The organism is Pseudarthrobacter sp. J1763, from assembly GCF_050490295.1.
Taxonomy (GTDB): domain Bacteria; phylum Actinomycetota; class Actinomycetes; order Actinomycetales; family Micrococcaceae; genus JBNPEO01.
The window spans coordinates 371,118-391,527 of the sequence record NZ_JBNPEN010000001.1 but is presented as its reverse complement, the minus strand read 5'-3'; the positions used below and the strand labels follow the sequence as shown (position 1 = coordinate 391,527).

Sequence of the window (20,410 nt, the reverse complement as noted above, 5' to 3'; positions counted from 1 at the left end):
GTTTCCTCTCTGCAGTGTCCATCATTGGGCGTTGGTAGGGAGTACTCGACGAGATGCGCCGTGTCCCCCCGTGTGAAATTATTTGGCATTTCCGTGTCCATCCTCAGCGCCGTCATGTGACGGTGTTTTGGCTGGTTTGATTCCTGCGACCGCCCCACCGGCACGGGTCAAGCCGTGCATGTGAGAAAGGTAGAAACCTCCGAGTGCTCCAAGCAGAGCGCCTGCGAGCACCATCCAGCGAGTTCCAGACAGATGATCCAGACCCCAGCCTACCAAACTCCAGACGAGGATTCCGCCGGTGATGTAACTAAACACCGCAATTCCAGCGTTGTATCCACCGTCGCCTGAACCATTGATCTCGGCCGACTCTGAGTCTGCATTATTAGTGGCCATTCTGCGTCTCCTCCACCGGGTCAGCATAGATCTGCAGTCGCGCTCGGCTAAAGCCAAAGATTTCAGCAACTTGCCAAACAACAACTGCTACCACGGCGCCAGCAATGAACCAGGCGGACTCAATCCAGACGGGTGAGCCCACGAGCCACAGCGCCACGGCGAAGAACACAACTTTGATGAAGTACACGGCAACAAACGTTCCCATGGCACCAGAGGGATTATTGCGGCCCACAAAGTGACCAATCAGCAAGGAAATTCCGAAGAACACCATTACTAGTAGCCCCGAGAACCCCACGGAGAGGACTCGGTTACCAGCAGTGGAGCTTGGGCCGATGAAAAGGGCGAGGGCCGCCGTCGTCAAGATTGCCGCAGCCGTGACAAGCGAGCTAAGCCGAAGCAACTTTAGCCAGAGTGAGGAAGTGGGACCAGACGCGACAAGAGACGGTTGCCCGGAGGCCCGTCCTGGTGCGGCGTTGGAGGTCATGTAGTCCCAATCCTCAGGTCCGCCCGCTCTGAAAATATCCCACCTAAAGACTGTCAGACGACGGTCTGGGCGGTGACAAGGAGGGGCTGGGTGCGGTGAGTGGCGCTCTTCACGCCACTAGTGAATTCTACACGAGATAGAACTATGCCGCTGACCGGCTAGGAGCCGCTGAGAGTTTCGTCCTCGCTCTCCCCCGCATGACGGGAGAGATACGGCCAGGCAGTAACAAGGCCCAACACCAGCACTAGGAGAATGTTGGCGACAAGAACAATCTGCCACGGGAACACCGCAAAAGCTGCGCCGCCGAATGCCAAGATTGCTGTCCAGCCATACATCATCACAACGGCAGTACGGTGCGAGTGCCCTAGGTCCAAAAGCTTGTGATGTAAATGGCCGCGATCGGCTGACCAAGGCGACTGGCCGCGCGCTGTCCGCCGGACCACTGCCGAGAGCAGGTCCAAGAACGGAACAAAAAGAACAGTAAATGGCAACAAGATCGGGATGATGGTGGGGATACCGTTGGCCCGGTCATACAGGCCTGAGCCGATTTGGCCCGTCGCCACAATACCTGCCGACGCCATCAGCAAACCGATCAGCATGGCACCGGAGTCGCCCATAAAGATCTTGGCCGGGTACCAATTGTGCGGAAGGAATCCCAAACAACTGCCAATGATCACGGCAGTCAGCAAGGTGGCCAGATCGGAACGGTCTAGAAGAACAGCACTGCGGTGTACCCAGTAAGCAGTGAGAAAGAATGCGACACCGCCAATGATGGCAACTCCTGCCGCAAGCCCGTCCAGACCATCGATGAAGTTAAACGCATTCATGGTGGTCACGATCAGAAGGACAGTCAGCACAATTTTCAGTACTTCAGACTGAATCTGCACTGGCCCACCAAAAAACGGAATGATGGACATCTTGACGCCCCAAACCGCAACAACCCAAGCACCAGCGGCCTGGCCGATGAGTTTGATCCACCAGCGGAGATCTAATAAATCATCCGCCATACCCACGAGGACAATAACGCCGGCACCGGCCAGCACTCCCCAGGGAGCGTCATTGTGGCGGAAGATGTCTTTCACAAAAAAGGATTGGCTCGCCACCACTAGTGCCACCCAGCAGCCAAGGAATATTCCTAAGCCGCCAAGCCGAGACACTGGTTTGGAATGCTGATCACGGACACGAATCGGAGCGAAAAGTCGAAAACGATTCCCGGCCAAGCGCGCCACCCACGTCGCCAAGTAAGACACCACGGCAGCGGTCAGGACCATCAACGAATACATGATCATAGGTGGCCGCCAAGTTCAGAGCCTGCGCAATGCGAGCGACGGCGAGGGGTTTCCATGGTGCGCTTGAACGCACTATTGGTGTCCCGGCCCAGCAAGTTTGCGTATCTCAATGGTTGTGAATCTGACTCTCGAAGGATGAATGCCTCGATGACATTCGTAGTCGCCGGGCAGCGTGCAAGGCGGCTGTAATACAGTTGTCCCTAGTCAAGATACTAAAGTCAGCGGGTCTTTGGCTCGCCGCCACACGGCGCCCGGGCCGCATTTTCGCCTCAGGGCGGCCCTTCGGAAGGAAATATTTATGTCAGCATCGGTCGCAGTCGCCGCCGTGACCTTCGACCGTCCACATGAGCTTTCCATTCTTCTGGACGCCATCAACAAACAAAGCGCACCGGTGGCGACCATCTGTTTGGTGGACTCTGGAACTACCGCTTCACGTGCTGTGGCCGAGGCACACAGCAACGTCAGCTACCAACGTTCCGAGGCTAATCTTGGCGGGGCAGGCGGCTTTGCTTTTGCGATTCTGAAGGCACTCGCCACGGGCTCTGAATGGATTTGGCTGATGGATGACGACGCCGAACCTGCCGATCCAGATTGCCTCGCCACATTGCTTCGTGAGGCTACAGCCCGGGACCTTCAGGCGGTGGTGCCCTTAGTGATTTCTCCCGAGGACGAGACGAAGCTGTCCTTCTTTTTTCGCCTAGACGGGAAGGTCACCCATGAGCGGGCAGAAGTTGAAAAACGCGGATTCCTTGAGAACGAAGGGCACTTTTTTAACGGCGCATTAATCCGCGCGGATGTGTTTTCGATCGTGGGGCTCCCGGATATTCGCCTCTTTATCCGAGGCGATGAAGTTGATTTCACTTTACGTCTGCGTCAAGCCGGAATCCGTTTTGGAACTGTGACGTCGGCATCCATCAAACATCCCCATGCGCAGAATGAAACACAGCATGTATTCGGCGCCCGGTGGCACGTGATCGTCCCGGACTCAGCGTTCAAGCGCTATTTCTACTACCGCAATCGCGGCTACTTGATCCGCCGGTATTTCCGGGTTAAATCACTCGTGGCAGATCTTGGTGGTTATGGTGGCTATTTCCTCAAGCGCGGCGACTACAAGGGACTAGCTCAGTGGTTCCGCGCCTTCAGCCTGGGCCTGCGCGGCCGCGGTTTTGGCAGGCTAGAGGATCAAGAGTTCTAGCTCCAGCGGCACGGTTTCCATCTGGGTTGCCGAATGCTGCGTGTAGTGGACCCCATTTAGTAGTTGCGAAATGGCTACGACCGTGACTTCTTGAGTGCTCGCTGCTTTCTGAACCGCTGAATTTTTTTCCGGGCCAGAATGCATCCCAAGATCCAAGGCTCCACAAATACCCGGCTGGCAACGCGGCTGGGATGCAGCATCAGACGCCACGCCCATTCAAAGCCCATCCTGCCAAGCCATCGTGGCGCCAAGCGCTGCACTCCCCCAAGCTGATCAATGGCACCACCTACGGTGCAATAGGTGGCCGGCGGCAGGGCCTCCTTGTTGCGGAGCAATACATGCTCTTGCAGTGGCATCCCCAAGCCCAATAGGACCAACTGAGGCTTAAAGTCATGCGCCAAATTAAGAAACTGGCGCTCAAGGCCTTGATCCCAGTCGGAACCATGAAGGCCTTGAACTGTGGCATCTGGCAGGATTTCTTGAAGTCGAGCAACTCCCAAAAGATTTGCCTCTGGGGTAGAGCCAACAACCAATACACGCTGGATCTGGGGCAACCGAAAAAGCTCCGGGATCCAGTCTGTTGAGCCTAGACGGTACTCGACTCGCCGCCCTTGATGCTCATTGCGCGAACCCCAGAGGTACACCACCGGTGCCCCGTCCATCAGAACAACATCGCTGTTCTGATAGAAGTCAAAGAACGCTTCGTCACTGTGGCACAACGTCACGCTATGAAGATTATGCCCCGCAATGGTGTGAACTTGGCCGTCATTGAGAAAGTCGCCAATCACAGGGATCAGCTGTTCCACCCGCAAGGGCGTCACCGTGACTCCCAGGAACGGCACTCGTTCGCGAGCTAGGGCACTCACGCCTCGGGAGCCGCAGCTTCGGTAGCGGGTTCTTCACGCGCCGGTGACCACATGGCAGCTTCTTCGCCGAGACCCAATACGGATGGCACCACTTCGCGAAGCTGCTCGAGCGTCACTCCGCCTTGACGCACGACTTTGGCGCGCAGACCGGTGCAATCGACAATCGTTGAGGCCAAGCCTTCAGTCCCAGCAACCGGACGGTAACCGCCCTCGAGGTAGACCTCGACTGACTCGGCAAGTTGTTCCCGCGCCTCGGACGCCGTCTGGGCTGCTGGCTGCCCCGTGCGGTTCGCAGAGGACACCGCCAGAGGACCCGTAACCGTCAATAGATCCTGCGCCAAAGCATCGTCAGGCAAACGCAAAGCCACGGTGCCTTTGGTGTCCCCCAGATCCCAGTCCAGCGACGGCTGTGCGTGAAGAATCAGCGTCAGCGCTCCGGGCCAAAATTTCTCGGCCAGCTTGCGGGCATCCTCACTGATGTCCGTGGCCAAGCCATCCATGGTCTGAAGCCGAGGAATCAATACGGGGGGTGGCATGGTGCGGCCACGGCCTTTAACCGCCAGCATCAAGGTAACCGCCTGGGCAGAAAAGGCATCAACGGCGATTCCGTAAACAGTGTCAGTAGGAAAAACAATGCACTGCCGGGCAGCTATGGCACGCTGAGCATGAGCTAACCCTTCGGTGCGCTGTTCTTCTGTGGTGCAGTTATATGAAGTGGTCACGGCTCTATTCTTCCATTCACCAGTCGCTGGGACGTCACGAAATTTTGCATTACACGCAGATAGCGAACACTTAGGCCGGGCGACGCAAAATCGCCGAGGTGGCGCGTTCTCTTGAGTTGAGATCTTGATGGCTTTGCACATCGGTCCAGCAGCCCTGCGACCTCAAGTGCTCGGCGATCCACTCGGACTGAACTTCTGCATGTTCCATCACGAAGTAGCCCCCGTTCTGGAGTAGCCGAGCAGCTGTCGCGGCAGCCGCCGTCGGAAGTTCCATACCGTCCGCTCCGCCGCCGTAAAGTGCGATCTGCGGATCGTGGAGGGCCACCTCCGGTTCATGAGGGATAGCTTCAGCGGGAATGTACGGCGGGTTAGACACCACAATGTCCACCACTCCATCCAGCTCCTCAAAAGCTGTACGCAAGTCACCCTGAACTAGGTTGACACCAAGAGGCTTGAGATTTCGCTCAGCCCACGCGAATGCCAAAGGGCTAAGTTCCACGGCATAAACTTCGGATCCAGGAATCTCTGTAGCCACCGAAGCCGCAATGGCACCGGACCCAGTACCCAGATCTACAATGACAGGACGCCGGAGGCCCTGAGCGTGGTCAATCACCAGCTGGACTACCGACTCAGTCTCCGGGCGTGGGACAAATACCCCCGGCCCCACAGAAAGCTCCAAATGACGGAAGTAGGCAACCCCCGTGATGTGCTGCAAGGGTGTGCGGTGCGCCCGCTCAGCAACGAGGTCGGCATACCCCTGGGGAGCAGGTGTATCGGTGAGCATGAGGGCCCGTAAGCGCCCCAAGCCAACGCCCATCAAATGATCAGCCAGCAGTTCAGCATCATTGCGGGGGCTGGGTACGCCAGCAGCGGCCAGGGTAGCTTCCGCTTCCTTAACCGCCGCAGCGAGAGTTTGATCCAGGTCCATCACTAGTCGCCGATTGCGTCCAGCCGAGCCTGCTCATCCATTTCAATTGCTGACTGAATCACCGGTTCCAAATCACCGTTCATCACTGCGTCAAGGTTGTACGCCTTGTAACCAGTGCGGTGATCGGCAATCCGGTTTTCCGGGTAGTTATAAGTGCGGATGCGCTCGGAACGGTCCATGGTGCGGATCTGAGACTTACGCTGTGCTGAGTTCTCAGCATCGATGATGGCCTGTTGGTGAGCCAAAATACGGGCACGCAGAACACGCATACCAGCTTCGCGGTTCTGCAGCTGCGACTTCTCGTTCTGCATGGCCACCACAATGCCGGTAGGCAAGTGAGTAATACGTACGGCAGAGTCAGTGGTGTTCACCGACTGTCCACCAGGACCTGAAGAACGGTAAACGTCGATTTTGAGATCGTTCGGATTGATATCCAGCTCTTCAGGCTCGTCAACTTCCGGAAGGATCAACACACCTGCCGCTGAAGTGTGAATGCGTCCCTGCGACTCAGTCACGGGAACACGCTGAACACGGTGAACGCCACCTTCAAACTTCAACCGCGCGTAAACGCCTTCGGCAGGGTCATTCGAGTTGCCCTTGATAGCCATCTGGACGTCTTTGTAGCCACCAAGATCTGATTCGGTGGCGGAAATCATCTCGGTCTTCCAACCACGTGACTCGGCATAACGCGTGTACATACGCAGCAAGTCACCGGCGAACAGTGCAGCTTCGTCTCCACCTTCACCGCCCTTAACTTCGATGATGACGTCGCGTGCGTCGTCAGGGTCACGGGGAATCAGCAATCGACGCAAACGGGCTTGCGTCGCTTCAAGTTCAGCGGCCAGCACTGGAACTTCGGCTGCGAACTCTGGGTCTTCCTCAGCCATCTCTTGAGCGGCCTCGAGGTCGTTTTTGAGCCCTTCCCACCGGTGGTAGGCCTCAACGATGCCGTTGAGCTCAGCGGAACGGCGGCCCAGCTTACGAGCCACCGCGGGCTGCGCGTAAACGGCAGGGTCACTCAATTGGGCTTGCAGTTCGGAGTGCTCGTCCAGCAGTCCCTGTACGGACTCAAACATTTTCTAACCTCTTTCGACCATTCAAGTGTAGTGAACACAAAGGGACGGGTTCGCCATGTTGATGGCAAACCCGTCCCAGAGGTAGCTACTTTTTGTCGTCGCCCTTGGCGCCGAGAGTTGTCTGCTGAACCTGCATCAAGAACTCAACGTTGCTCTGAGTCTCACGGATCTTGGAGGTCAAGAGCTCCAAGCTCTGTTGAGTCTCCAAGCCCGAGAGGACGCGGCGCAGCTTCCACATGATCTTGACCTCTTCAGGAGAGAGCAAGTTTTCTTCGCGGCGGGTACCCGAAGCGTTGACGTCAACAGCCGGGAAGATTCGCTTGTCAGCCAACTGGCGGGACAAACGCAGTTCCATGTTGCCGGTGCCCTTGAACTCCTCAAAGATCACCTCGTCCATCTTGGAACCGGTCTCAACCAGAGCCGTCGCCAAGATGGTGAGCGAGCCACCGTTTTCGATGTTGCGGGCAGCACCGAAGAAACGCTTGGGCGGGTACAGAGCTGCGGAGTCCACACCACCGGAGAGGATACGGCCCGAGGCAGGAGCTGCCAGGTTGTAGGCACGGCCCAAACGGGTCATGGAGTCCAACAAGACCACAACGTCCATACCCATTTCCACCAGACGCTTGGCACGTTCGATAGAGAGCTCAGCAACGGTGGTGTGGTCATCTGCGGGACGGTCGAAGGTGGAGGCAATAACCTCACCCTTGACCGTGCGCTGCATGTCCGTGACTTCTTCAGGACGTTCGTCCACTAGCACCATCATGAGGTGAACCTCAGGATTGTTGGTGGTGATGGCGTTGGCGATGGACTGCAGGATGAGAGTTTTACCAGCCTTAGGCGGAGAAACGATCAAACCACGCTGGCCCTTACCAATGGGTGCCACGAGGTCGATAACGCGAGGACCGATCTTTTTGGGATCAGTCTCAAGGCGCAAACGCTCGGACGGGTACAACGGCACCAACTTGGCGAACTCAACACGATCCTTGAGCTCTTCAGGCGTTTTGCCGTTGACCGAGGTGACCCGGACCAAAGCATTGAACTTCTGGCGAGCTGACTGATTGCTGTTGTTGTTCTGGCTCTCGCCTTCACGCGGTGCACGAATGGCACCTACAACGGCGTCACCCTTGCGCAAGTTGTACTTCTTGACCTGGGCCAGGGAGACGTAGACGTCGTTGGCACCGGGCAAGTAACCCGAGGTACGGATAAATGCGTAGTTCTCAAGAACGTCCAAGATACCGGCAACGGGCAACAGGACGTCGTCGTCAGTGACCTCAACGTCATCAACGTCAGGGCCCTGGTTGCGTCCACGACGGCGTTCGTTGCGATCGCGGAAACGATCGTTGCGATCATTACGGTCGTTACGGTCGTTACGCGAGTTGTTCTCGTTACGATCGCGGCGATTGCGACGGTTACGGCGGTTGCCACCGTCGTCGTCGACCTCTACGCGGTTATCCTGCTGACGGTTGTCCTGCTGACGTTCGCCACGGGAGTTTTCCCGGCGGTTGTCCTGCTGGCGGTCGCCACGGGAGTTTTCCCGCTGGTTTTCCCGGCGAGAATCCTGCTGGCGGTCGTTACGCTGACGGTTTTGGCCGCCGTCGTTCTGGCCGTTGTTTTCTTCCGACGCTGCAGGTGCGGCTGGCGCTGATTCTTCAGCGGTTGCACCCTCGTTGCTGGCCGGGTTTTCCGAACGGCGACGGTTCCGTGTGCGAGGCTGACGACGATCGTTTGCCGGCTCAGCTGCGGCCTCAGAGGGGCGGCTCGCGCTCTCTTCAGTAGGCGCGCTTTCAGTCGCCGGTGCAGCGTTGCTAACCTCCGCAGTACGTTCGCCAGCAGATGTTACGACGCCGTCACTCACCGCGCGCCGTGAACGTCCCCGACCGCGTCCACGCGTGGTTTCTGCCGGGGCTTGCTCGCTCGACTCACCAGCGTTATTGCCGGTGGTTGCTGCTGCCGACTCGCTCGCCACAGGGGCGGACTTATCGGTGACCTGCGGCGCATTTTTCTGCTCAGTTGCTGCTGCCTTCGGCGCACGATCAGCTACTGAAGATCCACGTTGGTGTGCGGAAATTGCGCTAACAAGGTCTCCCTTGCGCATCCGCGAACCGCCGGAGATTCCTAGCTGGCTAGCCAGAACTTGAAGTTGGGCGAGCTTAAGCCCGGCCAATCCACTGCTCTTGGCTGGTGCTGCCTCGGCGGCAGCAGAAGTTGAATGGTCCACACCTGTTGCCAGGTCAGTGGTTTCGGTCACGAAGGATCCTTCCCCCTCGACGGCGTTCGGAACTTGAGCCGAACGCGATGATAATTGGGGCCTCAGTTCAGATCTGAAGCCTTGATTCCCAACCCAAGTGGGAGGCAATGAGCCTGCCGGGCTGGTATTACTCACCTTCCATATCCATCTGGATAAATGCCCGTCGCTGCACAAAAAGTTTCGGCAGAAATCTGGGGCATACCAAGGAAGATGGCACCGTTGAAAGAGCGCAGTAGAGGCTTAGAGACCAGAAGGATCCTTCAGCAAGCTAGCTTGTTAGAACGAATCGCGGCCAGCATCCAGTGCGGTTTTACCGCCGGTGCACTTCCACTTTAGCACCTTCAGGGTCAACAGAAAGCGCGTGAACACGCCATGTGCCCTTGCTTCTTTGATTCTCCGTGAGCTCGTGAATCAAGGCCGTCACCTCAAGCGCTTCAGCATCACTGTGCGTCAGCGTTAACACCGTAGGCCCAGCACCGGAGACAACTGCAGCATGACCACGTGCGCGCAGGGCCTGAATCAGCTCAGCGCTCGGGAGCATTGCTTCAGCGCGGTAGTCCTGGTGGAGGTAGTCCTGTGTTGCCGGGAGCAAAAGTTCAGGGCGGTGGGTCAGAGCATGAATGAGCAATGCAGCACGTCCTGAGTTCATCGCTGCAACATGGTGCGCCACGGAGGTAGGAAGTAGTGCTCGTGCCGCCTCGGTTGCGAGTTCAAAATCGGGAATGGCAACTACCGGAACAATGTTCGGGTTCACTTCGGCTCGCGTGCTGCTATAGCTCTCGCCGTCCTGCCATGAAAGCGCTAAGGCACCAAAAATGGCTGGCGCCACATTGTCAGGGTGACCTTCCAACGCACTGCAGAATTGCAGCACCCAGCTACTGGGCTTTTGGGCTTCCTCCGGCACCAGAGCGTTTGCTGCAACTACTGCGCCCACAATTGCCGAGGCGGAGCTGCCTAGCCCACGGCCCTGAGGATTAACGTTGTTGGCTGTAATCTTCAGACCATTGTGCTGGTAACCGAGTTCCCCAAGGGCGGCGTTGATGGTCCGCGCCACTAGGTGGCTGGCGTTTCGCGGCAGGGTCTTTGCCCCTTCGCCCTCAAGATCAAATTCGAGTGCACCGGTGTCCAAGGTTTCCACCGTCAGGGTGTCCCGGAGTCCAAGTGCTAGGCCCAAACTGTCATAACCCGGGCCCAAGTTAGCGCTAGTTGCTGGAACCGTGACCGTCACCAGCTGGCCGCTGGTGACGGTCTGAGGCAAGGAATTCGCGCCTGCGGTCGCGTCCATCTACTGGCTTTCCAATCCGAGGGCACTCGCAACTGAAACGACGTCGTTGCCAACCTTCACGGGCTCAACATCAGAACCATCAGCCATTCGAAGGGCCCACTGAGGATCCTTGAGACCATGACCGGTCACCGTGATCACAATGGTTTTGCCCGTGGGGACTTCTCCCGCAGCATGCTTTTTGATCAGGCCTGCAACACCAGCGGCAGAACCGGGTTCAACAAACACACCTTCCTTGGCAGAGAGCCAACGGTGCGCGGCGAGGATTTCCTCATCCGTAACTGCCTCAATTAGCCCGCCGGAATCGTCGCGAGCAGCTACGGCGGTATCCCACGATGCGGGGTTACCAATCCGGATGGCGGTGGCGATAGTGTCAGGCTCGGAAATGGGGTGTCCGGCAACAAACGGTGCAGCACCAGCAGCTTGGAATCCCCACATGGCGGGAGTTTTGGTAGCCACTGCATCCAAGAGGGTCTCCCCCGCTTGGTAAGGTGCCGCGTACTCTTGGTAGCCCTTCCAGTAAGCACTGATGTTTCCAGCGTTACCTACCGGCAAGACGTGAATGTCCGGGGCGTCCCCGAGTGCGTCCACTACTTCAAAGGCACCGGTTTTCTGGCCCTGAATACGGGCAGGGTTCACCGAGTTGACCAAAAAGACCGGGTAGGACTCGGCGAGCTTGCGCGCGATTTCCAAGCAGTCGTCAAAGTTTCCGTCTACCTGCAACAGTGTGGCGCCGTGGGCGATGGCCTGGCTGAGCTTGCCCATGGAGATCTTGCCCTCGGGGACCAGTACTGCACAGGTCAGACCTGCTGCTGTTGCATACGCTGCAGCAGAGGCCGAGGTGTTGCCAGTAGAGGCACAAACAACAGCTTTGGCCCCGGCCTCAACAGCGGCGGTCATGGCCATGGTCATGCCACGGTCCTTGAAAGAACCGGTGGGGTTCATCCCCTCAACTTTGAGGTAAACAGTGGAGCCGGTGAGCTCTGAAAGCTTCACCGCGGGTACCAGCGGCGTGCCGCCTTCGCCGAGCGTAATGATCTTGGTTTCCGCAGTTACCGGAAGACGTTCGGCGTATTCGCGGATTACACCGCGCCATTGCTGAGCCACTTAGACCCCTTCTACACGAAGTACAGATGACACCGAATTGATGACATCAAGTTTGCGAACCGCTTCTACCGTTGCGGCCAATGAGGCTTCGGAAGCGCGGTGGGTGACAATTCGAAGTTCTGCAGAGTTTGCTACCTTGGCATCGCCGCGGTGGATGGTCTGACGCAACTGCTCGATGGAGACGCCGTTTTCAGCGAAAATCTGCGCAATACGCGCCAAAACACCAGGCTGATCGGCAACATCCAAGCCAATGTAGTAGCTCGTGTTCACTGCGTTGATGCTCAACGCAGGCACGTGACCAGTGGTGGTCTCGGTACGGCCGGGACCGCCCAAAACAATTCGACGCGCGGCCGATACTAGGTCTCCGAGCACTGCCGAGGCAGTGGGGGTACCACCAGCACCTTGTCCGTAGAACATCAACTCGCCTGCGTTTTCTGCCTCAACAAAAACGGCGTTGAACGCGCCACGTACAGCGGCGAGCGGGTGCTCGCGCGGCAAAAGCGTGGGGTGAACGCGGACGCTCACTCCTTCGCCGGCGTCGCCGGAAATCTTTTCTGCGATGGCCAGCAGCTTGATCACAAAGCCAGCATCTTTTGCCGCTGAAATGTCCGCGGCACTGACTTCAGTGATGCCTTGGCAGTGAACGTCTTCAAGAGCAAAACGTGTATGGAAAGAAAGTGAGGCGAGGATGGCCGCCTTTGCCGCAGCATCGTGTCCTTCAACGTCGGCCGTGGGGTCCGCCTCGGCGTAACCAAGCTTTTGTGCCTCGGCGAGGGCGTCTGCGAACTGCGCGCCAGTGGAGTCCATCTGGTCCAGAATGAAGTTTGTGGTGCCGTTGACAATGCCCAGAACACGCGTGATGTGATCCCCGGAGAGACTGTCGCGAATGGGGCGCAGGATCGGGATGGCGCCTGCCACTGCGGCCTCATAGGAGAGCTGAACGCCAGCTTTGTCTGCTTCTTCATAAAGGCTGGGGCCATCTTGAGCCAGCAACGCCTTGTTACCGGTGATGACACTGGCACCGTTGCGAATGGCCGTCAGAATCAATGTGCGGGCAGGCTCGATGCCGCCCAGCAGTTCCACCACAATGTCGGCGCCCTTTGCGAGGGTTTCGGCGTCTGTGGTGAACAGCTCTCGCGGCAGTTCAACGTCGCGTGGAGCGTCGATGTGGCGGACTGCGATGCCGGTCAGTTCAAGACGCGCACCAGTGCGCGCGGCCAGGGCATCGGCGTCGTCAATCAAAATTCGCGCCACTTGTGAACCCACATTGCCGCAGCCCAAAAGAGCCACCTTGAGCGTTTGCAAATCAGTCACGTACTGCTCCCATGTCACGGTTCAATAGGTCTTCCTCGGTCTCCCCTCGGACAATCAACCGGGCGGCACCATCGCGCACGGCAACAACGCCCGGGCGGGCTACATAGTTGTAGTTGCTTGCGAGCGCCCAACAATAGGCGCCGGTACCAGGAACTGCGAGCAGATCCCCCGCTGCTACGTCCTCGGGCAGATATACATCTCTAACAACAATGTCTCCGCTCTCGCAATGTTTGCCCACTACCCGGGACAGCGAAGGCGCAGCCGAGGAAGCTCGGGAGGCTAATACTGCCGAATAATCCGCGTCGTAGAGCACTGGCCGGGCGTTGTCGCTCATACCGCCGTCTACCGACACATAGCGGCGCGCCAACGTAACGTTCTGTTGGGCGTCGACTCCATCTTCGGTAGGTGAAACGTTGGATGAAGCAGGTGCCTCAACCCGAACCGTCTTTCGTGTGCCGACCTCGTACAGCGTGAAAGTGGTGGATCCAACAATCGCCCGTCCAGGTTCAATCGAGATTCGCGGCGAGGTGATACCCAGAGCAGAGCAAGTAGAACGCACGACGGCGGCCATCGCCTGAGCGATCTCCGTCGCCGGCCGTGGGGTGTCCACAGGGGTGTAGGCAATGCCGTACCCGCCACCCAGATCCAGCTCCGGCAGTACGACCGAATAGTTGCGCTGCATGGCGTCCAAAAAGCGCAACAACTTCTCGGCGGCAATCTCAAACCCAGTCGCTTCAAAAATCTGCGAACCAATGTGGCAGTGCAAGCCCAAAAGTTCAATGCTCGGGGCGTTGATCGCAGCAGCCACTGCTTCTTCGGCAGCCGATATACCAGCGGTGGTTGAAGTGTCCTCAGCCATGGACAGCCCGAACTTCTGATCCTCATGAGCAGTGGCAATAAATTCGTGGGTGTGCGCGTGGACACCGGGAGTGAGCCGAAGCATCACCTTGGCGGTGCGGTTCAGTTCCTGAGCGATCTCGGCAACGCGTTCAAGCTCATCGAGGCTATCAACAACAATGCGGCCCACGTTCATCTCGAGGGCACGTGTGATCTCGGCGCGGGATTTGTTGTTCCCGTGAAGGCCAAGCTGGCTACCTTCGAGTCCTGCACGTTGTGCTACCGCGAGCTCTCCCCCGGAGCACGTGTCCAAACGCAGACCTTCTTCTGCTACCCACTGAGCAACAGTGGTGCACAGGAAAGACTTGCCGGCGTAGTAAACGTCAACACCGCCACAGATGTCTTCAAACGCGGTATCAAAGGCAGTTTTGAAGTCTCGTGCGCGGGCCCGGAAGTCAGGTTCGCTCATCACAAACAGCGGCGTCCCAAACTGTTGCTGAAGCTCGGCGACGCTGAGGCCACCAACTGCGAGTTCGCCGTCGTTATTGCGTTCAACGTCTTGTGCCCACATGGGTGCGTGGAGGGCGTTTAGATCCTCGGGAACGTCGAGCCACTCGGGTGCCAGCGCGTTTTTCGAAGCGACCATAACTACATCTTCTCCGGAGCCGAAACACCCAATAGACCTAGGCCGTTCGCCAGAACCTGGCTAGTGGCATCATTGAGCCACAAACGCGTGCGGTTCAGCGCCGTAATGGGCTCATCGCCCATAGGCGCCACACGGCAAGCGTCATACCAGCGGTGATAAGCACCAGCAATTACTTCGAGGTGACGGGCCACGCGGTGCGGCTCGCGGAACTCAGCGGCCTTAGCCACAATCGACGGGTAGCTCCCAAGGTAAGAGAGCAGCTCATTCTCCGTAGCGTGATCCAACAGGGCAGCATCAAACTCTGAGCGGTCCACTCCAGCCGCCACAGCGTTCCGGGCAGTGCCACATGAGCGTGCGTGGGCGTACTGCACGTAGAAAACAGGGTTCTCGTTGGTGTTCTTTGTCAATAGCTCGGGATCCAGCGTCAGTGGCGAATCTGCAGGGAAGCGCGCGAGTGAGTACCGAACAGCGTCCTTCCCGAGCCACGAAATAAGATCCTTGAGCTCAATGATGTTGCCGGCACGCTTGGAGAGCTTGGCGCCATTAATCGAAACCAGCTGACCAATGAGGACCTCGATGTTTACCTCCGGGTCATCGCCAGCGGCAGCAGCAATGGCCTTAAGACGATTGATGTAACCGTGGTGGTCGGCCCCTAGGAGATAGATCTTTTCGGTAAAGCCACGGTCCTTTTTGGACAAGTAGTACGCAGCGTCAGCGGCAAAGTACGTGGGCTCGCCGTTGGCACGGATCATCACACGATCCTTGTCATCCGTGAAGTCGGTGGTACGCAACCACACGGCGCCGCCATCGTCGAAAACATGTCCCTGTTCACGAAGACGCGCCACAGCTGATTCGATCGCACCAGCTTCATGGAGTTCCTTCTCGGAGAAGAACACATCAAACTCCACGCCAAATTCAGCCAGAGTCTTTTTGATGTCAGCCATTTGAGCTTCGTATGCAGCTTCACGAATTACCGGCAGTGCTGCTTCATCGGTCAGTTCGCGGATGGCCGGGTGCGCTTTGAGGACCTCATCACCGAGTTCCTTGATGTACTCACCCGGGTAACCGCCTTCCGGCACATCACGGCCGTGCAAGCGGGACAGAACTGAATTAGCAAAAACGTTCATCTGAGAGCCAGCATCGTTGATGTAGTACTCAGCGGTGACGTCGGCACCAGAGGCACGCAGAACTCGGGCGATAGCGTCGCCGAGCGCGGCCCAGCGGGTATGACCGATGTGTAGCGGACCCGTGGGGTTAGCGGAAACAAATTCCATGTTGATCACGTGGCCCGCGAGCGCATCGTTTGTTCCGTAGCTGGCACCCGCTTCCACAATGGCCTTGGCCAGGGCGCCGGCAGCGGCAGCGTCCAAAGTGATGTTCAAAAAGCCGGGACCGGCGATGTCCACCTTGGCCACACCCTCAGCCTTCGCTAACCGCTCGCTGAGAATCTGGGCAAATTCGCGCGGGTTGATGCCAGCTTTTTTGGACAGCTGCATCGCGATATTGCTGGCCCAGTCCCCGTGTTCCCGATTTTTGGGTCGGTCCACTCGGACGTGTTCCGGGATATCGGAAACGTTCATGGCAATGGCGCCGTCATGGACGGCGTCGTTGAGGCAAGCGGAAATGGCGGCGGAAAGCTGTTCTGGAGTCACCCTGCAATCCTACTTTGCACAGGCGCCGGGGCTAGAACTGTGTTCAGCGAAGTGGTCAAAGGCACTCGACACTAGTCGCTGACGCAGCAAACGCCGCTAGCTCCTTGCTCAAAGAAGGGCCCAGGCTCGGATGGTTTTTTGAACGGCCCGGCCTGCTGATAAGCTCTAGGACGTTCCGCTGGCTTTAGCGGAGACCCTGTTGCCCTCGTAGCTCAGGGGATAGAGCGGTTGCCTCCGGAGCAACAGGCCGTAGGTTCGAATCCTATCGAGGGCACGTTTTTCGAGTAACCCGATCCCACGGTGTGGGGTCGGGTTACTTTTTTGTTTGCCCCCGGAATCATTCCAGGAGCTACGAGACAAACCGCCTAGGTGGACGGCTAATACTGTCCACACCCGGCACAGTAGACTGTCTAGGCCATGACTTTTCACATTTCTTACTCTGCGGCTTTGCCGGTTTCCGAACGCCGCGAGGACATCATGGCGGCTATCGCGGCCAACCAGGTCACCATCATCGCTGGGGAGACCGGTTCCGGTAAGACCACTCAGATCCCCAAAATGTGTCTAGAACTGGGCCTTGGTGAGAAAGGCATGATTGGCCACACCCAGCCGCGCCGACTCGCTGCACGGACAGTTGCAGAGCGAATCGCCGAGGAACTCGGAGTGGAGATAGGCCAAGAAGTTGGCTTCCAAGTCCGGTTTACCGGCGAAGTCAGCAAACAAACCAAGGTCAAAGTGATGACCGACGGTATCTTGCTCGCCGAGATCCAACGCGACAAACTCTTGCGCCGTTACAGCACCATCATCATCGACGAAGCTCACGAGCGCAGCCTCAATATCGACTTTATTCTGGGATATCTCAAACGACTCCTCCCCCAGCGCCCGGACCTCAAAGTCATCATCACCTCGGCCACGATTGATCCACAACGCTTTGCCGAGCACTTTGGTAGCGCCGAAGAGCCATCGCCCATCATTGAGGTATCTGGGCGAACTTTCCCGGTAGAAATTCGCTACCGCCCGCTTTCCCAGGCCAACAACACCGATGCCGACGCCTCTGACGACGATCTCGAAGAGGACCGAGATCCTCTCGATGCTGTGTGTGACGCAGTGGACGAGCTAGCCAAAGAAGCGCCCGGCGACATCCTGATCTTTTTCTCCGGCGAACGTGAAATCCGCGACGCTGCAGAAGCGCTCAAGGGCCGAATCCAGTCCAATAGGCGACTTGCTGGCACAGAGGTACTTCCGCTGTTTGCTCGCTTGAGTTTGCAAGAGCAACACGCGGTTTTCAACCCGGGTTCCAAGCGTCGAATTGTGCTGGCAACCAACGTGGCAGAAACGTCACTGACCGTTCCTGGCATCAAATATGTAGTGGACACCGGCACGGCTCGCATCTCCCGGTACTCGCACCGGACCAAGGTTCAACGATTGCCGATTGAACGAGTCTCGCAAGCCTCAGCCAATCAGCGTTCTGGCCGTTGCGGGCGCGTCTCTGACGGCATCGCTATCCGCTTGTACTCCGAAGAAGACTTTAATTCCCGGCCCGCTTTTACCGATCCTGAGATTTTGCGGACCAACCTCGCCGCTGTCATTTTGCAAATGACAGCAATGGGCGTTGCTCGCGGTCCCAAAGACGTAGAAGACTTCCCGTTTGTTCAGCCGCCAGACTCCAAAGCAATCAACGACGGCGTCACTCTCCTCCGCGAACTCGGGGCCTTGCGCGCCGCTGGCGCGAAGAGCGGCGGTGGGCTCACCGCCGTGGGCCACCAATTAGCGCAATTGCCGGTAGATCCACGATTAGGCCGCATGATTGTTGAAGCTGGCAAGCGTGGCTGCGTCAAAGAAGTGATGATCCTCGCCGCCGCCTTGACCATTCAGGACCCACGCGAGCGCCCTAGCGATAAGCAGCAACAAGCTACGGAAAAGCACTCCCGTTTCCGCGACGAGAACTCGGACTTTACTGGGTTTTTGAATCTCTGGAACTATCTTCAAGAGAAGCAGGCTGAACTCTCCTCTTCGCAGTTCAGGAAGTTATGCCGGGCGGAGTTCATCAACTATTTGCGAGTGCGCGAATGGCAAGATCTCTACGCCCAGTTACGCCAGATGGCCAAGCCGTTGGGAATTTCCGTTGACGGGCGACGTGACGCAGACGCCGTGGGAAACCACGAGTCCGTCCACATCAGTCTTTTGTCCGGGCTCCTCAGCCACATTGGTCTTTTGGACGAGCGCAAACGCGAATATGCCGGTGCACGCGGTAGCCGCTTCGCCATTTTCCCCGGGTCCGCGCTGTTTAAGAAGTCGCCAACCTTTGTGATGGCAGCTGAACTTGTTGAAACCAGCCGGCTGTGGGCTCGTGTAGCGGCAAAATTTGAACCGGCTTGGGCCGAACTCGTGGCTCCTGATCTAGTCAAACGAAGCTATAGCGAACCACATTGGTCTAGCCGTTCTGGCTCAGTGATGGCCTATGAGAAGGTCCTTTTGTACGGTGTGCCAATCGTGGCTCAACGTCGAATCAACTATGCGCGGATCGACCCAGAGTTGTGCCGTGAACTCTTTATCCGCCACGCCTTGGTGGAGGGTGAATGGCGTACACACCATAAGTTCTTCCACCGCAACCGCGCCCTGTTGCAAGAAGTTGAAGAACTTGAGACCCGGATGCGGCGCCGGGACATCTTGGTTGACGACGAGGCGCTCTTTGAGTTCTATGACGCTCGGATTGGCAAGGAAGTTGTCTCCGAAAGGCACTTCGACAAATGGTGGAAAGAAGCACGCGCTCAGGACGCCGCACTTCTAGATTTTGATCAGTCTCTGTTGATCAATCCCGAAGCGGAGGCTTTGGATGACACCGCTTACCCCAAGGTGTGGCTGCACAAAGGCTTCGACCTCCCCCTGAGTTATGAATTCCATCCAGTGGCTCCCGGTTCTACCCCTCATCCATCTGACGGTGTAACGGCTGAAGTCCCGGTTCTGTTCTTGAACCAACTGGACGACACTGCTTTCCGCTGGCAGATTCCTGGCCAACGCGTAGATCTGGTCACCGCTTTGATCAAGTCACTGCCCAAACAGGTACGGAAGAATTTTGTTCCAGCCCCGGACGTGGCACGCCAAACGGTGCAGCTATTAGAACAGGACTTTGATCCCTCCGTGGATAATCTCGAGGCGTCCCTTGAGCTTGCCCTGCGTAGGCTCAAAGGCCATGTCATTCCTCCTGGTTCTTGGAATTGGGACGCTGTTCCCCCACACTTGCGGGTTAGTTTCAAAGTTGTGGACTCCGCAGGCAAAGTCCTCGACGAAGGTAAAGACCTAGCCGCCCTCCAAGCTGCCCTAGCCCCTGCAACGCGCCGCGCTATTGCGGAATCTTTGGGTGCTACACCGGCGAGCAATGCCGCAGCCAACAAAAAAACTCAGGCTTCAAACCCTCGCGCGGGCCACTCTCAAGGCACCGGTAGCTCTGTTCAACAAGTAGATGCCGCACCTGGGGCATCCGGTGCTGGGGTTCCGGAGCAGGGTGGGCTCACTTCGTGGACTATGGGCAAGATTGAACGCTCGGTAACTCGCTTGGTTGCTGGGCACAGTGTGACGGGCTACCCGGCATTAGTCGACGAAGGTAGCACCGTAGCGTTGCGGATCTTCCAGAGTGCTGCAGAGGCGAATACCGCAATGCGGGCCGGTGTGATCCGCCTTTTGGTACTCCGGGTTCCCTCGCCTGCGCGGTATGTGCTGGAGCATCTGTCCAATACCGAGAAATTGACCTTTAGCCAGAACCCGCATGGCTCGGTTGAATCGTTGATCGCCGATTGCACTCAAGCGGCCGTGGACAAGCTCACACCCCAAGAACTCCCTTGGGATCAGGCCAGCTTCGAGACGTTGTATGAGTCAGTCCGTGCTGATCTGATCGATACAGTTTTTGCTGTCACGGCCATTGTGGAGCGAATTCTGGCTAGCAGTATGCGGATTGGCAAAGCCCTGCGCCAAACCTCGAGCTTGCCCCTCATTAGCGCCCTGAATGACATCAAATCCCAATTGGAGCAATTGGTGTATCCGGGCTTTGTAGCACGCACGGGCTATGCCCAATTGAGCCAATTGCCACGCTATCTGGCAGGGATTGAAAAGCGCCTCGAGAAGCTCCCCAACAACGTGGCGCGTGACGGCGCGAACATGAGCGTTGTCCAGCGCCTCGAGGATGATTACGACGACGCCGTGGCGGCTTTGGCACCTGGCCGCGGCACTACTGCCGATTTAACTCATGTGCGCTGGCTGATCGAAGAGCTTCGCGTCAGCTTCTTCGCCGTTGAGCTTGGCACAGCTTATTCAGTGTCCGAGAAACGTATCCGCGTTGCCCTCAATAAAGCCCTATCCCCGGTGTAAAGGACCCCA

At 57.5% G+C, this 20,410-nt stretch carries 15 protein-coding genes and 1 tRNA gene; 3 read left to right on the top strand and 13 right to left on the bottom strand.

The features are described 5' to 3' along the window. Window positions 1-78 precede the first annotated feature (78 nt). The 3 genes from ACQQCD_RS01835 to ACQQCD_RS01825 all read right to left on the bottom strand — a co-directional run bounded on the left by ACQQCD_RS01835 (window position 79) and on the right by ACQQCD_RS01825 (window position 2,166). Entirely contained in the window at window positions 79-393 is a 315-nt protein-coding gene (locus tag ACQQCD_RS01835) for a hypothetical protein (protein WP_430266682.1), read from the bottom strand. After that, window positions 383-877: a hypothetical protein gene (locus ACQQCD_RS01830; RefSeq protein WP_430266681.1), complete on the bottom strand. Its 495-nt coding sequence runs from the start codon at window positions 875-877 to the stop codon at window positions 383-385. Before ACQQCD_RS01830 ends, ACQQCD_RS01835 begins: the two co-directional genes overlap by 11 nt. 158 nt (window positions 878-1,035) lie before the next feature. Continuing rightward, window positions 1,036-2,166, bottom strand: coding sequence for an MraY family glycosyltransferase (locus ACQQCD_RS01825; RefSeq protein WP_430266680.1), 1,131 nt, complete (start codon window positions 2,164-2,166; stop codon window positions 1,036-1,038). Window positions 2,167-2,464: 298 nt separating this feature from the next. Between ACQQCD_RS01825 and ACQQCD_RS01820 the strand changes: the two genes are divergently transcribed. Next, window positions 2,465-3,361, top strand: coding sequence for a glycosyltransferase (locus ACQQCD_RS01820; protein WP_430266679.1), 897 nt, complete (start codon window positions 2,465-2,467; stop codon window positions 3,359-3,361). 74 nt (window positions 3,362-3,435) lie between these two features. Here ACQQCD_RS01820 and ACQQCD_RS01815 read toward each other — a convergent pair whose 3' ends face one another. The 10 genes from ACQQCD_RS01815 to argS form a co-directional block, all read right to left on the bottom strand. Continuing rightward, on the bottom strand, window positions 3,436-4,227 hold the full coding sequence (locus ACQQCD_RS01815) for a WecB/TagA/CpsF family glycosyltransferase (protein ID WP_430266678.1): 792 nt from the start codon (window positions 4,225-4,227) through the stop codon (window positions 3,436-3,438). After that, on the bottom strand, window positions 4,224-4,949 hold the full coding sequence (locus ACQQCD_RS01810) for an L-threonylcarbamoyladenylate synthase (RefSeq protein WP_430266677.1): 726 nt from the start codon (window positions 4,947-4,949) through the stop codon (window positions 4,224-4,226). The genes ACQQCD_RS01815 and ACQQCD_RS01810 overlap by 4 nt, the downstream gene beginning before the upstream one ends. A gap of 70 nt (window positions 4,950-5,019) precedes the next feature. Then, window positions 5,020-5,877, bottom strand: a complete 858-nt coding sequence (gene prmC / locus ACQQCD_RS01805; RefSeq protein ID WP_430266676.1) for a peptide chain release factor N(5)-glutamine methyltransferase — start codon at window positions 5,875-5,877, stop codon at window positions 5,020-5,022. Window positions 5,878-5,879: 2 nt separating this feature from the next. Continuing rightward, window positions 5,880-6,953, bottom strand: a complete 1,074-nt coding sequence (prfA, locus tag ACQQCD_RS01800) for a peptide chain release factor 1 (RefSeq protein ID WP_430266675.1) — start codon at window positions 6,951-6,953, stop codon at window positions 5,880-5,882. Window positions 6,954-7,038: 85 nt separating this feature from the next. Then, entirely contained in the window at window positions 7,039-9,201 is a 2,163-nt protein-coding gene (gene rho / locus ACQQCD_RS01795; RefSeq protein ID WP_430266674.1) for a transcription termination factor Rho, read from the bottom strand. A gap of 310 nt (window positions 9,202-9,511) precedes the next feature. After that, window positions 9,512-10,486, bottom strand: coding sequence for a homoserine kinase (gene thrB / locus ACQQCD_RS01790; RefSeq protein ID WP_430266673.1), 975 nt, complete (start codon window positions 10,484-10,486; stop codon window positions 9,512-9,514). Beyond that, entirely contained in the window at window positions 10,487-11,590 is a 1,104-nt protein-coding gene (gene thrC / locus ACQQCD_RS01785) for a threonine synthase (protein ID WP_430266672.1), read from the bottom strand. Continuing rightward, window positions 11,591-12,904, bottom strand: coding sequence for a homoserine dehydrogenase (locus ACQQCD_RS01780; RefSeq protein ID WP_430266671.1), 1,314 nt, complete (start codon window positions 12,902-12,904; stop codon window positions 11,591-11,593). After that, a complete protein-coding gene (gene lysA / locus ACQQCD_RS01775) occupies window positions 12,897-14,387 on the bottom strand; it encodes a diaminopimelate decarboxylase (protein ID WP_430266670.1) in 1,491 nt (496 codons plus the stop codon). The genes ACQQCD_RS01780 and lysA overlap by 8 nt, the downstream gene beginning before the upstream one ends. A 2-nt stretch (window positions 14,388-14,389) precedes the next feature. Continuing rightward, a complete protein-coding gene (gene argS, locus ACQQCD_RS01770; RefSeq protein ID WP_430266669.1) occupies window positions 14,390-16,039 on the bottom strand; it encodes an arginine--tRNA ligase in 1,650 nt (549 codons plus the stop codon). A gap of 201 nt (window positions 16,040-16,240) precedes the next feature. Here argS and ACQQCD_RS01765 point away from each other — a divergent pair. Further along, window positions 16,241-16,313, top strand: a tRNA-Arg gene (locus ACQQCD_RS01765). Between the two features lie 143 nt (window positions 16,314-16,456). Beyond that, window positions 16,457-20,401 (top strand): ATP-dependent RNA helicase HrpA, encoded by a 3,945-nt coding sequence (gene hrpA, locus ACQQCD_RS01760; protein ID WP_430266668.1) that lies wholly within the window; start codon window positions 16,457-16,459, stop codon window positions 20,399-20,401. Window positions 20,402-20,410: the final 9 nt, after the last annotated feature.